General features: G+C 68.7%; 12 protein-coding genes. 4 read left to right on the top strand and 8 right to left on the bottom strand.

The window, feature by feature from the left end; genetic code table 11:
* Positions 1-235: 235 nt before the first annotated feature.
* Positions 236-3,223, top strand: a complete 2,988-nt coding sequence (locus AC1D12_RS02440; RefSeq protein WP_477838687.1) for a di-heme oxidoredictase family protein — start codon at positions 236-238, stop codon at positions 3,221-3,223.
* A gap of 68 nt (positions 3,224-3,291) precedes the next feature.
* On the opposite strand, the gene AC1D12_RS02435 is transcribed toward AC1D12_RS02440, so the two are convergent.
* The 8 genes from AC1D12_RS02435 to kdpF form a co-directional block, all read right to left on the bottom strand.
* Positions 3,292-3,798 (bottom strand): hypothetical protein, encoded by a 507-nt coding sequence (locus tag AC1D12_RS02435; protein WP_477838685.1) that lies wholly within the window; start codon positions 3,796-3,798, stop codon positions 3,292-3,294.
* Positions 3,799-3,868: 70 nt separating this feature from the next.
* Positions 3,869-4,108 carry a hypothetical protein gene (locus AC1D12_RS02430; RefSeq protein ID WP_465113721.1) on the bottom strand — a complete coding sequence of 80 codons (240 nt, stop codon included), beginning with the start codon at positions 4,106-4,108 and terminating at the stop codon, positions 3,869-3,871.
* Positions 4,099-5,487 carry an APC family permease gene (locus AC1D12_RS02425; RefSeq protein ID WP_477838683.1) on the bottom strand — a complete coding sequence of 463 codons (1,389 nt, stop codon included), beginning with the start codon at positions 5,485-5,487 and terminating at the stop codon, positions 4,099-4,101. Before AC1D12_RS02425 ends, AC1D12_RS02430 begins: the two co-directional genes overlap by 10 nt.
* A gap of 78 nt (positions 5,488-5,565) precedes the next feature.
* Positions 5,566-7,437, bottom strand: a complete 1,872-nt coding sequence (locus tag AC1D12_RS02420; protein ID WP_477838680.1) for a potassium transporter Kup — start codon at positions 7,435-7,437, stop codon at positions 5,566-5,568.
* 67 nt (positions 7,438-7,504) lie between these two features.
* Positions 7,505-8,092: a potassium-transporting ATPase subunit KdpC gene (gene kdpC, locus AC1D12_RS02415; RefSeq protein ID WP_477825812.1), complete on the bottom strand. Its 588-nt coding sequence runs from the start codon at positions 8,090-8,092 to the stop codon at positions 7,505-7,507.
* A gap of 13 nt (positions 8,093-8,105) precedes the next feature.
* Positions 8,106-10,202 carry a potassium-transporting ATPase subunit KdpB gene (kdpB, locus tag AC1D12_RS02410; RefSeq protein WP_477838678.1) on the bottom strand — a complete coding sequence of 699 codons (2,097 nt, stop codon included), beginning with the start codon at positions 10,200-10,202 and terminating at the stop codon, positions 8,106-8,108.
* On the bottom strand, positions 10,199-11,920 hold the full coding sequence (gene kdpA, locus AC1D12_RS02405; RefSeq protein WP_477825810.1) for a potassium-transporting ATPase subunit KdpA: 1,722 nt from the start codon (positions 11,918-11,920) through the stop codon (positions 10,199-10,201). The genes kdpB and kdpA overlap by 4 nt, the downstream gene beginning before the upstream one ends.
* Positions 11,920-12,009 carry a K(+)-transporting ATPase subunit F gene (gene kdpF, locus AC1D12_RS02400; protein ID WP_073468658.1) on the bottom strand — a complete coding sequence of 30 codons (90 nt, stop codon included), beginning with the start codon at positions 12,007-12,009 and terminating at the stop codon, positions 11,920-11,922. Before kdpF ends, kdpA begins: the two co-directional genes overlap by 1 nt.
* Before the next feature lie 451 nt (positions 12,010-12,460).
* Between kdpF and AC1D12_RS02395 the strand changes: the two genes are divergently transcribed.
* The 3 genes from AC1D12_RS02395 to AC1D12_RS02385 all read left to right on the top strand — a co-directional run.
* Complete coding sequence (locus AC1D12_RS02395; protein ID WP_477838676.1) at positions 12,461-15,415, top strand: EAL domain-containing protein; 2,955 nt, start codon at positions 12,461-12,463, stop codon at positions 15,413-15,415.
* 1 nt (position 15,416) lies between these two features.
* Positions 15,417-15,617: a hypothetical protein gene (locus AC1D12_RS02390; RefSeq protein ID WP_047510573.1), complete on the top strand. Its 201-nt coding sequence runs from the start codon at positions 15,417-15,419 to the stop codon at positions 15,615-15,617.
* Positions 15,614-15,995, top strand: a 382-nt coding sequence (locus AC1D12_RS02385) for an HDOD domain-containing protein (RefSeq protein ID WP_477838675.1), incomplete at its 3' end; no start/stop codon positions are given. The genes AC1D12_RS02390 and AC1D12_RS02385, both read left to right, overlap by 4 nt.

Raw genomic sequence — 15,995 nt, 5'->3', positions numbered from 1 at the left:
ACCTCATCCGGTCAAGGTTGTTTCCAGTTGTTTCTGTCGTGAAATGCGTCCTCTTCGGAGCGACGCCGTGCGCTTGCGGGCTCCGCAGGACACACGGAGCGGAACCGGTTCCGCTGCATCGACGTTGGCATCAAACCTGCGCATCAATTCCTGCATGCACCCGGCACAGAGGATTGATGAAGTTCTCGGGCGCCGCAGCACCCAGCCAACGGACACGATCAAAGGACCTGTCAGCATGAAGCACCCGATTCCCGAGGGGCAGAGCCGGCCGCGCGCAGCGCTGGTGGCACTGAGCTCCCTCTTCCTCGCAGCGGCCGTCCTCAGCGGATGCGGCGGCAAGGACGCGGATTCCGCCGCGGCACCGAGCCCCGACGTCGGCGCCCCCGGGCAGCCGCCGGCGCAATCGCCGGCCCCGCCGCCCGTGGTCGGCGGCAATGACCCCACTCCGCCCAACGAAGTGCCGACGACCCCGGCACCGCCCCCGTCGATCCCGTCCGGCAATGCGCCCGCCGCGCCGGCACCGACGCCCGCGCAGCARYTGCCCWCCGGCGTCGACATGAGCAAGCCCGGCGTCGCGGTCGTGCCGGTCAAGGCCACCGCRTCGAGCGCCAAYGGCGGCAACACCGCCGACAAGGCCATCGACGGCAASGCCRCCCAGRACAGCCGCTGGGAAAGCTCSCAGWMCGACACCAACTGGCTGCAGTTCGACTTCGGCGCCAAGACCCAGATCGGCTACCTGAAGCTGGTGTGGGAAGCCGCGTACGCCAAGGAATACGCGATCCTCGTCTCCGACGACGGCGACACCTGGTACCAGCTGCGCTACGTGGCCGACGGCAAGGGCGGCACCGAAGAGTTCTACAACCTGAACGCCAACGTGCGCTACGTGCGCATCAACGGCGTCAAGCGCGCCACCGGCTACGGCTACTCGATCATCGAGGCGAGCTTCAAGTCGCCGGGCAGCGACAACACGCTCGGCTCCACCGTCGCGACCTCGGTGTTCCCGCACCCGGCCAACGGCGCCAACCTGATCCCGCCGGCGGCCCAGCAGGCGCCGATCGACACCATCCAGTTCTCGCTGCCGGACGGCACGCTGGTGACCCGCTTCGGTTTCGTCGGCCGCCCGCGCCACGCCCGTGAGCGCGGCGAGGCCTGGAACGAAGTCGGCTACGGCCCGAACGACACCGTCGACGCCAACGGCAAGCCGCAGGACAAGGGCATCGGCGTCTACCTGAACTTCGTCGCGAACTACTTCAAGAACCGCACCTGGGGCACGGAGTTCATCGACAACAGCAAGGTGAAGGGCGTCACCAAGCCGACGCTGGTCGTCAACCAGTATTTCCAGGAAGCGCAGCGCGGCGGCGGCCATTCGTTCTTCCGCCGCTTCGACAACGCCGGCGTCACCGACTACGGCTGGATGTCGCCGGGCGACCTGCTGGACGACACCACCTACACCGACGGCTTCGTCGACAAGACCTCGTGCCCGGTCGTGCCGAAGCCGCCGCAGACCGCGCTGGCCAAGCCGACCAGCGGCTACATGAACGTGATCGGTGCCAACGACGGTTGCAGCGTGGTGCTCAGCGAGTACCCCGGCTACAACTCGCTGGTGGCGGACGCCAACGGCGTGATGGTGGGCAACGGCCCGCACGTCGACGGCCGCCCGCTGAGGGCCGGCGACGTGATGGAGTTCACCGGCTCGTTCTTCTCGTCGCGCAAGGCGATGGACGACGTGAAGGACAGCGGCAACTTCCGCTACTACACCAACGAAGTCACCTACGTGATGGGCGAGGGCCTGCGCCCCTGGTACGGCGTGCAGCCGCGCCTGATGAACGCCCCGATCCCGGAAGCGGCACTGCAGGGCGGCCTCGGCTCGACCTCGTACGACTACTCGGACAACAGCCCGCTGATGTTCCAGCAGCCGCACAACAACATCGGCATGCAGAACATGCAGCGCTTCGTGGARGGCCGCCGCTGGTTCCACACCAGCATGCAGACCGGYGASCACACCGAGAACGGCAACGACMSSAACACCGCCGCGATCGGCCTGCAAGGCCCGATGTTCAACCAGTCGACCTGCTTCGGCTGCCACATCAACAACGGCCGCAGCCTGGCCCCCACCGTCGTCAACCAGAAGRTCGACACGATGGCGGTGCGCACGGCAGCCGTYGAYGSGAACGGGCAGCAGYTGCCGCACCCGATGTAYGGCCTGGGCGCGCAGATGAACGCCAAGGGRTCGACCGACGGCGTGCGTCGYGACTGGGGCACCGCGGTGCACGTSTCGRRSTTCGAGCTGAAGACCGTGAMGCTGGCCGACGGCAGCTCGGTGGAGCTGAGCAAGCCGRYGRTSWSSTTCGACGGCCCSACSCCGGMCGTGTTCTCGGTGCGCAGCGCSCARCCGGTGATCGGCATGGGCCTGCTCGAGGCGATCCCGGACGCCGACATCATTGCGCGTGCCAGGACGGCTCCGGATGCCGACGGCGTCCAGGGCATCGCGAACTACGCGTATGACCCGGAGACCGGCAAGGTGCGCCTGGGCCGCTACGGCTGGAAGGCCTCGAAGGTCAGCCTGCGCCACCAGGCGTCGGCGGCCGCGCTGCTGGACATGTCGGTCACCTCGCCGGTSTACCCGAACCGCGACTGCCTGTATGGCCCGGCGAAGTGCAGCACCGCGAACCGCGTCGACCCCGGCCTGACGGAAGACGCGCTGAAGCTGCTGGAGCGCTACGTGGCCCTGCTGGCCGTGCCGGCGCAGCGCAGCATCGCGAGCGGCTACCCGAAGGGTGTCACTCCGCTGGCCGCGCTGAACCCGGACGTCAACAAGATCGCGGCCGGTGCCACGGTGTTCAACACCATCAAGTGCTCGACCTGCCACGTGACGGAGATGACGACCGGCTCCACCAGCGAGTTCCAGGAAGCGCGCGACCAGAAGATCAAGCCCTACACCGACATGCTGCTGCATGACATGGGCACTGATCTGGCCGACGGCCTGACCGAAGGTCTCGCGACCGGCAGCATGTGGCGCACGTCGCCGCTGTGGGGCATCGGCTACACCGAACTGGTCGCCGGCAAGGACGTGAAGGTCGGCTACCTGCACGACAGCCGCGCCCGCACGCTGACCGAAGCCATCGTGTGGCACGGCGGTGAAGGCAAGGCCAGCCGCGATCGCTTCATCGCGCTGAGCAAGACCGACCGGGAAGCCCTGCTGGCCTTCCTCGGTTCGCTGTGACGCGTGCTGACGCCGGGACCTGAGCGGCCCGGCGATTCAGGCGAGGCCGCCCTTCGGGGCGGCTTTTTTCATGTAGCCGCCACGGGCGAAGCGGGCGGCTGCGCCCGCAGCGCGTCGCGCAAGGCCAGCGCGCCCTTGCCGATGAAGAACAGCACCAGCACGTGGAACCCGACCGGCATCCAGTCGGCCATGAAGAGGTACAGCACCCCATCGAGGGCGTACACGGCGCCCCCCACGTAGAAGGCCCGCATGCTGCCGCGTTGCGCCATCAGGCCCATCGCGAAGAAGAAGGCCAGCACCAGCGCGTCGAGCGGCAGGCTGACAACCGGCAGCCCGGAGAACAGCGCATCGATGAGGCTGGTGATGCCCAGTCCGACGACGAAATGGGTGTCGCTGCCCGAGTGCTGCATGCCGACGTTCACCGCCGACAGGCCGGCGATCCACCAGAACCAGCGCGCGCCGGACTGGACGAGCGGCATCGATTCGGCCAGCGCGCGGGGTGTCTGCGCAACGGCAGGGGTGGCGACAGGGGCGCCGTCGGTGACAGCGGCAGGCACCGCGGTGGGTTCGGTCATGGGGTCCTCCTCATAGGCGGCCTCGTCGGGCCGCAATCCACGACGATAACAAAGCCCGGCGCGCGGCCTGCTACTTCCAGTCTTTCGGCCTGCCCGCGGCGATCCACCGCTCGCACTCCGCCTGCTTTCTCCCGCGCAGCCAGCCGTCCTTCTCCCAGCCCGCCTTGAAGCACTTTTCCTCCATGGTCATCCGCCCCGAGGGCCCTCGCGGAAACACCAGCCCATCGACCAGCATGCAGCTGCCGAGGCAGGCCACCGCGATCAGCGTGGCGCCAAAAACGGCACTGAAGACGACCTTGATCAATTCCATCGGCGCGCACGGCGCAGCAGCAGCGGCAACCCACCGAGCGCCAGCACGCCGACGCCTGCCAGTGCGCCGGCCTTCACGTACTGCAGGCTCGCCACGAGCAGGTAGACGCTACAGGCGCAGAAGGCCAGCGGCAGCCACGGATGGAGCGGCACGCGAAACGGCCGCGGCACCTCGGGGTACCGGCGCCGCAGCACCAGCAGCGCGCTGCCGCTGAGCGTGAGGAAGCCCCAGTACACCGGCGAGAGGTAGTCGACCATGGTCGCGAAGCCTCCGCGCGTGACGGTGCCCAGGCCCACCAGCGCCACGGCCACCAGGCCGATCGCCGCGATGGCCGCCGGCGGGGTGCCGCGCGAGAGATCCCACCGCGCCAGCCGTTCGCCGAGCGCTCCACCGATCAACCGCGCCTGCTGCAGGTCGCGCGCCGCCGCCCAGGTGGTGCGCGCGCCGGCGACCAGCGTCGCGTTCATCACGGTGACCGAGGTCAGCGCCACCACGCTGACGATCAGCAGCTCGCCCGGCCTGCCGAAGGCCAGCCGCATCAGGTCGGCGGCCGGCGCCTCGCTGCGCGCGAGCCCCTCCAGCCCCAGGCCGCGCAGGTAGGCCGCGTTGGCCAGCAGGTACAGCGCCGTCACCGTCGCCAGGCCCAGCAGCAGCGCATGGACGATGCCGCGCCGGTCGTCGCGCATCTCGGCGGACAGCGTGGCCGCGTCGCTCCAGCCGCCGTAGGCGAGGAAGACGAACACGAAGGCGGTACCGATCTCGACGTGCCCGTCGCGCGACGGCGCGGCCAGCGGCGTGGCCGGCGCAATGCCCTGCCCCCACAGCCACAGCGCCGCGACGCCGAGCGCAAGCAGCCCCGCGATCACCAGCGACATCAGCCCGACCTGCGTGCCCAGGCCGATGCGTACATGGCGCAGGTTCAACGCCGTCAGCACCACGATCGCACCCGCCGCGAACAGGGCGCTGCCGTAGGCGCCCAGGCCGGGGCCGAGCAGGCGGTCGAGCGCCACGACCTGCGCAAGGTAGTCGCCGAACACGAAGGCCAGCAGCGCCATCGAGCCGGTGTGGATGACCGCGAAGCGCGACCAGGCGAACAGGAAACCGGTGCGCGGCCCGAAGGCCAGGCGCAGGAAGTGGTAGTCGCCGCCCGCGTCGGGGAACGCCGCCGCGAGCTCGGCAAAGCACAGCGCGCCGACGAAGGACAGTGCGCCACCGAGTGCCCAGACGAGGTAGAGCGCGGTGTCGCTCGCCAGGCTGGCGGCGACCATCGGCGAGGTCTTGAAGATGCCGGCGCCGATCACCATGCCGACACACACCGACACCGCGTGGCGAACATCCAGGTGCCGGTGCGGCGTGGCGGCGGAGATCGGTGCGGACATGGGCGTGAAGCTTAGCCGCTGGCGATGCGCGCGCTGCCGCGCATGCATATGCGGACCGCTGCCCGGGTGCCAGCGAGGCTAGATCTGCACCCGCGTGCCCAGCTCGACGACGCAGTTGTGCGGCAGCTTGAAGAAGTCTGCAACGCTGCCGGCGTTGCGCGACATCGCCGCGAACAGCGCCTCACGCCAGTGCGCCATGCCCGCTCCCTGGGTCGGGACGACGATCTCGCGGCTCAGAAAGTACGACGTGGCACCCGGCTCGATCGACAGGCCGTGCAGTGAACAGTGGGCCAGGGCGCGCGGGATGTCCGGCTGGTCCATGAACCCGTAGCTCACCTGCACTCGCCAGAAGCCTTCGACCAGCGGCGTCAGCTCGATGCGCTCGGCATCGCCGATGTGCGGCACCTCTTCGAACTTCACCGTCAGGATCACGTTCTGCTCATGCAGCACCTGGTAGTGCTTCAGGTTGTGCATCAGCGCCTGCGGCACCGTGTCGGGGTTGGCCACCGCATAGACCGCGGTGCGCGGCGGGCGATGCGCCGTGTCGTCTCGCGCCAGCGCGGTGATGAATGGCATCAGCTCCGGGTCGTCACGGCGGATGTGCTCGATCAACAGCTCACGACCTCGCTTCCATGTCGCCATCACGGCGAAGATCGCTGCCCCCATCACCAGCGGGAACCAGCCGCCTTGCAGGATCTTCAGCGAACACGAGATCACCAGCACGGCGTCGACCACCAGGAAGGCCGACGTCGCGGCAACGGCGACCGCCAGTGAATACCGCCAGACGTAGCGAACGACGAAGAAGGTCAGCAGCGTCGTGATGAACATCGTCACCGTAACGGCGATGCCATAGGCGGACGCCAGCGCCGACGAACTGCCGAAACCTGCCGTGGCGAGCAGCACGGCCACCATCACGACCCAGTTCACCGTGGGAACGTAGATCTGCCCCGCCTCTTTCTCCGAGGTGTTCAGCACGCGCATGCGCGGCAGCAGCCCAAGCTGGATCGCCTGCTTGGTCATCGAGTACGCACCCGAGATCACGGCCTGCGAAGCGATCACCGAGGCCGCGGTGGCCAGCAGCACCGCCGGGATCAGCCAGGCCTGCGGGAACAGCCGGTAGAACGGGCTCTCCAGCGCCGACGGATCGCGCATCAGCAAGGCCCCCTGCCCCATGTAGTTCAGCGCGAGCGACGGCAGCACCAAGCCCGTCCACGCGATGCGTATCGGGCGTGCCCCGAAGTGCCCCATGTCGGCGTACAGCGCTTCTGCACCGGTCAATGCCAGGACGATCGAGCCCATCACGAGGAACAGGTGCCAGCCTCTCGCATGCAGGAACGCCACCGCCTCCAACGGGTTCAGTGCCGCCAGGATGCCCGGCTGCTGCACGATCTGCAGCACACCCACGAGTGCGAGCACGAAGAACCACACACTGATGATCGGGCCGAACAGCTTGCCGACCGCCTCGGTGCCGAAGCGCTGGGCCATGAACAGCGCAACGATGATGGCGATCGAGAGGGGCAGGACGTAGGGTTTCAGGGTGGGCGTGATCGCCTCCAGCCCCTCGACCGCGCCCAGCACCGAGATGGCGGGCGTGATCACGCTGTCGCCATAGAAGAGCGCGGCGCCCAGGACACCGGTCAACAGAAGCAAGGTGCGACGCGTCGGTGTCCCACCGGCCGCCAGCGCGGTCAGCGCCATGATGCCGCCCTCGCCCCGGTTGTCGGCACGCAGGATCAGGATCACGTATTTCAGCGTGACCACCACCATCAGCGCCCAGAAGATCACCGACACCGCACCGATGATGTCCGGCGCGTCCAGCGGGACGCCGCTGGCGGGGTGGAACACCTCCTTCATCGTGTACAGCGGGCTGGTGCCGATGTCGCCGTAGACGACGCCCAAAGCCCCGAGGGTCAGCAGGCCGAGGCCCTGACGGTTTCCGTTGCTGTTCATTCTTGTACCGAGGGGTCTCAACCGCGCGTTTATAGCGGATCCATCCAGGCCGGGGCCCGGCCGAGGCTCAGGAGCGTGCAGCATCGAGCGCGAGGTTCAGGCGCAGCACGTTGACGCGCGGCTCGCCGAGGAAGCCGAGCCAGCGGCCTTCGGTGTGCTGCTCGATCAGGTCCTGCACCTGCTGGGGCGACAGCTTGCGCGCCTTCGCGACACGTGCTGCCTGGAAGAGTGCACCCGCGACGCTCAGCTCAGGGTCGAGCCCGCTGCCCGATGCGGTCACCAGGTCGACCGGCACCGGCGCGGTGTTGCCGGGATCGGCAGCGCGCAGCGCCTCGATGCGGCCCTTGACCGCGTCGACCAGCGCCGGGTTCAACGGCCCCAGGTTGGAGCCGCTGGAGGCCGTCGCGTTGTAGGGCGTCGGCGCGGTCGCCGACGGACGGCCCCAGATGTACCTGGGATCGCTGAAGTTCTGGCCGATCAGCGACGAGCCGATCGGCTTGCCGTTGCGCGTGATCAGGCTGCCGGCGGCCTCCTCGGGGAAGGCCACGCGGCCGAGGCCGGTCACGACGAGCGGGTAGGCGGCGCCGGTCAGCGCGGTCAGCACCGCGAACACGACCAGGGCCGGACGAAGGAGGGTGGAAACAGCGGAAGTCATGATGTCGAATCCTTCAGGCGAGGTGCACGGCCGACAGCAGCAGGTCGATCAGCTTGATGCCGATGAACGGCACCACCAGCCCGCCGAGCCCGTAGACGAGGACGTTGCGGCGCAGCAGCGCGGCGGCGCCGATCGCGCGGTACTTGACGCCCTTCAGCGCCAGCGGGATCAGGAACACGATCACGATCGCGTTGAAGATCACCGCCGACAGGATGGCCGACGACGGGCTCGCGAGCCGCATCACGTCGAGCGCGGCAAGCTGCGGGTAGGTGGTCGMGAACGCGGCCGGGATGATCGCGAAGTACTTGGCCACGTCGTTGGCGATCGAGAAGGTGGTCAGCGAGCCGCGCGTCATCAGCAACTGCTTGCCGGTCTCGACGATCTCCAGCAGCTTGGTCGGGTTGCTGTCGAGGTCGACCATGTTGCCGGCCTCCTTCGCGGCCTGCGTGCCGGTGTTCATCGCCACCGCCACGTCGGCCTGCGCGAGGGCCGGCGCATCGTTGGTGCCGTCGCCGGTCATCGCGACCAGGCGGCCGTCGGCCTGGTGGTCGCGGATCATCTTCAGCTTGGCCTCGGGCGTGGCCTCGGCGAGGAAGTCGTCGACGCCGGCCTCCGCCGCGATGGCGGCTGCGGTGAGGCGGTTGTCGCCGGTGATCATCACCGTCCTGATGCCCATGCGGCGCAGTTCGGCGAAGCGCTCCTTGATGCCGCCCTTGACGATGTCCTTCAGCTCGACGACCCCGAGCACGCGGGCCCCGTCGGCCACCACCAGCGGCGTGCTGCCCTTGCGCGCCACCTCGTCGGCGGTGGCTTGCACGTCGGCCGGGAAGCTGCCGCCCAGCGACTCCACATGCCGGCGGATCGCATCGCCCGCGCCCTTGCGCAACGAGCGCACCGTGCCGCTGCCGTCGTCCATGTCGACACCGCTCATCCGCGTCTGCGCGGTGAACGGCACGAACGCGATGCCGTGGCCCGACAGCTCGCGCTCGCGCAGGTTGAACTTCTGCTTCGCCAGCACGACGATGCTGCGGCCTTCCGGCGTCTCGTCGGCCATCGACGAGAACTGCGCCGCGTCGGCCAGCACCTTGTCGCTGACGCCCTTCGCGGGCAGGAACACCGAGGCCTGCCGGTTGCCCAGCGTGATGGTGCCGGTCTTGTCGAGCAGCAGCACGTCGACATCGCCGGCGGCTTCGACCGCGCGGCCCGAGGTGGCGATCACGTTGGCACCCATCATGCGGCTCATGCCGGCCACGCCGATCGCCGACAGCAGCGCACCGATGGTGGTCGGGATCAGGCACACCAGCAGCGCGATCAGCGTGGTGATGGTGACCGGCGTTCCCACGACGTTGCCCACCCGCGCGGCCTCGACGCTGAAGATCGAGAACGGCAGCAGCGTCACGGTGACGACCAGGAACACGATGGTCAGCGCGACCAGCAGGATGGTCAGCGCGATCTCGTTGGGCGTCTTCTGGCGCTTGGCGCCCTCGACCATCGCGATCATGCGGTCGAGGAAGGATTCGCCGGGGTTGACGCCGATGCGCACCACCAGCCAGTCCGACAGCACGCGGGTGCCGCCGGTGACCGACGCGAAATCGCCACCCGATTCGCGGATCACCGGTGCCGATTCGCCGGTGATCGCGCTCTCGTCGACCGAGGCCACGCCTTCGATCACCTCGCCGTCGAGCGGGATCACGTCGCCGGCCTCGACCAGCACGACGGCGCCCTTGCGCAGTTCATCGGCTTCCATCGGATGCCAGGCCGAGCCGTGCAACGGCCGCTCGAGCTTCTTCGCGATCGTCTTGCGCTTCATGCCGCGCAGCGATGAGGCCTGGGCCTTGCTGCGGCCCTCGGCCAGCGCCTCGGCGAAGTTGGCGAACAGCACGGTGAACCACAGCCACAAGGCCACGGCGAGGATGAAGCCCTGCGGCGCCTCACCCTGGCCGCCGAGCGCCTGCACCCACAGCAGCGTCGTGATGATGCTGCCGACGTAGACGACGAACATCACCGGGTTGCGCCACTGCACGCGCGGGTCGAGCTTGCCGAACGCAGAGGCGATGGCCGGCTTCACGAGCGCCGGGTCGAACATCGAGAAATTCTTGACGGTTGTCATTGCGGATTCCACAACATCAGGTGCTCGACCACCGGCCCGAGGGCCAGCGCCGGCACGTAGTTGAGCAAGCCGACCAGCAGCACGCTGCCGATCAGCAGGGTGACGAACAGCGGGCCATGCGTCGGCAGCGTGCCGGCCGTGACGGCCAGGCGCTTCTTCGCGGCCAGCGAGCCGGCGATCGCCAGCACCGGCACGATCACGCCGAAGCGGCCGAACCACATCGCCACCGCCAGCAGCGTGTTGTAGAACGGCGTGTTCGCCGACAGGCCCGCAAAGGCGCTGCCGTTGTTGTTGGCGGCCGACGTGAGGGCGTAGAGGATCTCCGAGAAACCGTGCGCGCCGGGGTTGGCGATGCCCGCCTTGCCGGCATCGGCCAGCACCGCGACCGCGGCCCCGGCCAGCACCAGGATCGGCGTGACCAGGATCGCGATCGAGGTCATCTTCATCTCGTAGGTCTCGATCTTCTTGCCCAGGTACTCGGGCGTGCGGCCGATCATCAGCCCGGCGATGAACACCGCGAGGATCGCGAAGATCAGCATGCTGTACAGCCCGGTGCCGACGCCGCCGAAGACGACCTCGCCGAGCTGCATCAGCACCAGCGGCACCATGCCGCCCAGCGGCGTGAACGAGTCATGCATCGCGTTCACCGCGCCACACGAGGCGGCGGTAGTGGTGGCGGCGAACAGACCGGTGGCGGCGATGCCGAAGCGCGCCTCCTTGCCTTCCATGTTGCCGCCCGGCTGCGTGGCACTGGCCGCCTGGTCGACACCGAGCTGCGCGAGCAGCGGGTTGCCCTGCTGTTCCTGTGCGGTGACGACGACCACCGAGACGACGAAGATCGCCGTCATCGCGGCCARCACCGCCCAACCCTGGCGCATGTCGCCGACCAGGCGGCCAAACATGAATACCAGCGCGGCCGGGATCAGGAAGATGGCCAGCATCTGCAGGAGGTTGCTCAACGGCGTCGGGTTYTCGTAMGGRTGSGCCGAGTTGGCGTTGAAGAAGCCGCCGCCRTTGGTGCCSAGCATCTTGATSGCCTCCTGMGACGCGACCGGGCCCATCGCGATCGACTGCGGCGCGGCCTGCAGCGTCGTCACGTCCTGGTAGGCGCCGAAGTTCTGGATCACGCCCTGGCCGACCAGCACCAGCGCGAACACCAGCGACAGCGGCACCAGCATGTAGGCGGTGACGCGCGTGATGTCGACCCAGAAATTGCCGATCGACGCCGACGAGCGGGCCGCGAAGCCACGCACCAGCGCGATCACGACGACGATGCCGGTGGCGGCCGAGAAGAAGTTCTGCACCGTCAGCGCGAGCATCTGCGTGAGGTAGCTCATCGTCGACTCACCGGCATAGCCTTGCCAGTTGGTGTTGCTGACGAAGCTGATCGCGGTGTTGAACGACGAGTCGGCGCTGACCGCGGCCATCGCCTGCGGGTTGAGCGGCAGCACGCCTTGCAGGCGCTGCAGCGCATAGACGGCCAGCACGCCGAGCAGGTTGAACACCACCAGCGCGATGGCGTACTGGCGCCAGCCCATGCCGCTGCCGGCATCGACACCGGCCAGTCGGTACAGGCCGTGTTCCGCCTTCACGAACGGCGCGAACCAGCGCGGGAAGCGGCCTTCGGCGACGGCGACCAGCCAGCGGCCCAGCGGCCAGGCCAGCAGTGCAAGGATGACCAGGAAGGCCACCAGAAGAATCCAGGCTTGCGAGTTCATCAGAAGTCCTCCGCCTTCAGCAATGCAAAGACGAGGTACACGAGCAGGCCCAGCGATGCCAGGCCGGCCAGCCCATACAGCCAGCTCATGTGCGTGCTCCCAACTTGTCGCAGCCGATGGCCATGCCGACGATGGCGATGAACATCAGGGCGACGGCTCCCAGAAACAGAAGGTCCATGGACTCCTCACGACGGTGATTCGGATGTCCAGGAGCGTAGGGACGGGCGCATCAAATCGGTATATGGATTCGGTTGCTGCGCATCAAGACGGCGTAAAGACGTCCTGGAGCCGACGCTCGGCTGCACCGCGACCGAGGCCGTGGACGGCCAGGATGCCTGCGAGAAGACCACCGCGCGCGACTTCGTCCAGAAGGTGCTGCGCCAGGCCTTCATCCGGCAGGGTAAACCCCCGCCGCTGCCAACTGTTCGACACAAATCCGTTTCGCGCCGCCCCGCGCTCAAGCCGGTCCCCCTGCACGTCGATATCCGGGCAAGCGTTCGACAGAGACGCCCTTGCATCGCTTCGATGGAGACTGTCATCGTGTCATCACCCCCCGCCGCTGCCGAACGACTGGCCGTCGCCGACGCCGCGCTTGCGCCAGGCCGCGCCCCGCTGGCGTCCCAGGCCTACCAGGAGTTCCTCGAGCAGGCGCAGGTCGGCGTGTTCCTGATCCAGGACGGCCGCTTCCGCTACGTCAACCCGAAGGTGGTGGAGCTGCTGGGCTACACCGAAGCCCAGCTGCTCGGCATGGCCGCGACCACCGTGGTGCACCCGCAGGACGTGGGCCGCGTGGCCGAGCACATCCGCCAGCGCATGGCCGGCGTCGCCGGCACGGCCTACGACATCCGCTGCGTGCGCGCCGACGGCAGCGTGTTCGTCGCCCGCGTGTTCGGGCGCCGCATCGACTTCGAAGGCCGCGAGGCCGACCTGGTGACGCTCAGCGACGTCAGCGAGATCCAGCACGCACGCGAGCTGTCCGAATGGCGTGCGCGCATGCTGGCGCAGACCGAGCTGCTGTGCCGCAGCGGCTCGGTGGAGATCGACCTGGCGTGCCGGCGCGCCACGCTGTCGTCCGGCGCCTATGCGCTGCTGGGCGAGACGCATGAACCGGGAACGCTGTCGATCTCCGCCGCGCTGCGCTGGCTCCCGCGCGACGAACGCCGCTACGTGATGTCGATCTGGCGCGGTGCGGCCCCCGGCGATCCGTTCGAATTCCAGCACCGGCTGCTGCGCGCCGACGGCAGCCGGCTGGTGGTGCTGCACCGTGGCATCGTCGACGTCGGCACCGATGGCGAATCGCTGCGCGGCGTCATCATCCTGCAGGACATCACCGCGCAGCGCGAGGCCGAAGGCCGCATCCAGGAGCTCGCCAACTACGACGAGCTGACCGGCCTGCCCAACCGCGTGCTGCTGCTCGACCGCGTCGACGCCGCGGCCCATGCGGCGCAATGGGACGGCAGCCGCTTCACGCTGCTGTCGCTGAACGTCGCGCAGGTCGATCAGGTCGAGGAGACGATGGGCTTCGGCGCCGGCGACACCCTCGCGATGGCCGTCGCAGCCCGCCTGTCGGGCCTGTGCAAGAGCGACGAGACGCTCGCGCACCTGGGCGGCGGCGAGTTCGCGGTGCTGCTGGACCCCTCCCTCGCCGACGACGAGAACGCGGTGCTGGAACGCGCGCGCGCCATCCTCGACGGACTGCGCCATCCCGAGAGCGTCGGCAAGACCGAGGTGTACCTGAGCTGCTCGGTGGGCATCGCGACCTACCCGGGCGACGCCGACAACGCCCATCGCCTGCTCGAATGCGCCCAGACGGCGCGCCTGCACACCGACAGCGGCGCGAGCCGCATCGCCTTCTTCACGCCGCAGGCGAACGAGCATGCAGTGCGCCGCATGACGCTCGAATCCGCGTTGCGCCGCGCCATCGGGCGCCAGGAACTGACACTCCACTACCAGCCCCAGGTCGACCTCACCGACGGCCGGCTGCTCGGCGTCGAGGCGCTGGTCCGCTGGCACTCCAGCGAGCTCGGCGACGTGCTGCCGGTCGAGTTCATCCCGGTGGCCGAGCAGACCGGGCTCATCATCCCGATCGGCGAATGGGTGCTGCGCAGCGCCTGCACGCAGGCGGCGGCCTGGGCCCGCGCCGGCCTGCCCGAGCTGCGCGTGCACGTGAACCTGTCGCCGCTGCAGCTGCAGCAGCCCGACATCGCCAAGCGCCTGCACGCCATCCTGCTCGAGACCGGTGCCAACCCGGCGCACCTGGGGGTCGAGGTGACCGAGAGCATGCTGACGGTCGACGTCGAGCACGCGTCGCGCATCCTGCGCGAGCTGAAGGCGATCGGCGTCGAGATCTCGCTCGACGACTTCGGCACCGGCTACTCGAACCTGGGCGTGCTGCGGACCCTGCCGATCGACATCGTGAAGATCGACCGCTCGTTCGTGCACGACGTGACCGCGGCGCCGGAAGACGTCTCGATCACGCGCGCCGTGCTGACGATGGCCCATGGCCTGCAGATGAAGGTGCTCGCCGAGGGCGTCGAGACCGAAGGCCAGCTGAACCTGCTGATCGCCAACGGCTGCGACATGATCCAGGGCTTCTTCTTCAGCGAGCCCGTGCCGGCCGACGAGATCGAGCGCATGCTGCGCGAGAAGTACCGGCTGCCGGACCGCTTCCTGACGCGCAGCCAGCGCAAGCGCACGCTGCTGCTGGTGGACGACGAGGAGAACATCGTGTCCTCGCTGCGCCGCCTGTTCCGCCGCGACGGCTACCACATCGTCACCGCCAACAGCGGCGCCGAAGGGCTGCAGCGCCTGGCCGAGGTCAACGTCGACGTCATCGTGTCGGACCAGCGCATGCCCGGGATGACCGGGGTCGAGTTCCTGCGCCGCGCCAAGGAGCTGTACCCCGACACGGTGCGCATGGTGCTGTCCGGCTACACCGAACTGCAGTCGATCACCGACGCGGTGAACGAAGGCGCGATCTACAAGTTCCTCACCAAGCCCTGGGACGACGAACGGCTGCGCGCCCACGTTGCCGAGGCGTTCCGGCAGAAGGACCTGGCCGACGAGAACCGGCGACTGGCGCACGAGGTGCACAGCGCCAACCACGAGCTGGCGCTCGTCAACCAGCGCCTGGAAGAACTGCTGGCGCGCCAGCGCGAGCAGACCAGCCTCGAGGAAAGCCGCGCCGCCAATGCGCGCGGCGTGCTGGAGAACGTGCCGACGCCCATCATCGGCATCGATGCCGACGGCATGATCGCCTTCGTCAACCGCGACGCGCAGGCCCTGCTGTGCGACGTCCCGGCACTGATCGGCAGCGACGCCGACGACGCCCTGCCGGCCGAACTGGCCGCCATCCTGCGGCTGGGCGACGGCATCCATCACCGCCTCCAGCTGGCCGGCCGGCCCTACCGCGCCGTCTGCCGCGCGATGAGCGACACCGCCTCGCGCGGCCGGTTGCTCGTCATCACGAACGAATTCGAACGGGAGCACAACTGACATGTCGAACGATCACCACGGGGCAACGGTCCCCGGCCAACCGCCGGCCGGTCCTGCCGCACCCACCGCCACGCCGCGCATCGCGAGTCCGGACGACGTGCGCGAGCGCCTGGCCTACCTGTTTCGCGCGTCGCTGCAGGAGGGTCGCCTGCACCCGCTGTTCCACCTGATCCAGCAGTACCGGCTCGAGGAGCACGCATGAAGGCGCCGGACCTCGCACTCCAGCCCGATGCGGTGCACGCCAAGGTGCGCACGCTGCCGGCGCTGCCGCAGGCGGTGGTCGAGCTGCGCTCGGCCTTGCGGCGCGAAGACGTCGCCGTCGACGAGCTGGCGACCACGATCTCGCACGACCAGGCGCTGACGGCCAAGACGCTGCGCCTGGCCAACTCGTCCTTCTACGGCGTGACCGGCCGCGTCTCGTCGATCCGCGATGCGATCAACATCCTGGGACTGCGCACCGTCGCGACGGTGGCGACCACCGCGGTGGTGATCTCCAGCTTCGACCGCACCGCCTGCACCGGTTTCGACTTCGACGGCTTCTGGCGCCATGCACTGGCCACCGCGTTCTGCGCCCAGGAAC

The sequence above is a fragment of the Rhizobacter sp. P1_G5 genome, from assembly GCF_056405435.1.
This window is presented reverse-complemented; position numbering and strand designations above follow the sequence as displayed.

Excerpts from the sequence above, each read along its gene's own strand:
- kdpF (WP_073468658.1), bottom strand. The coding sequence starts at position 12,009 with ATGAGCTGGCTGTATGGGCTGGCCGGCCTGGCATCGCTGGGCCTGCTC.
- AC1D12_RS02390 (WP_047510573.1), top strand. The coding sequence starts at position 15,417 with ATGTCGAACGATCACCACGGGGCAACGGTCCCCGGCCAACCGCCGGCC.
- AC1D12_RS02435 (WP_477838685.1), bottom strand. The coding sequence starts at position 3,798 with ATGACCGAACCCACCGCGGTGCCTGCCGCTGTCACCGACGGCGCCCCT.
- AC1D12_RS02420 (WP_477838680.1), bottom strand. The coding sequence starts at position 7,437 with ATGAACAGCAACGGAAACCGTCAGGGCCTCGGCCTGCTGACCCTCGGG.
- AC1D12_RS02425 (WP_477838683.1), bottom strand. The coding sequence starts at position 5,487 with ATGTCCGCACCGATCTCCGCCGCCACGCCGCACCGGCACCTGGATGTT.
- AC1D12_RS02430 (WP_465113721.1), bottom strand. The coding sequence starts at position 4,108 with ATGGAATTGATCAAGGTCGTCTTCAGTGCCGTTTTTGGCGCCACGCTG.
- kdpC (WP_477825812.1), bottom strand. The coding sequence starts at position 8,092 with ATGACTTCCGCTGTTTCCACCCTCCTTCGTCCGGCCCTGGTCGTGTTC.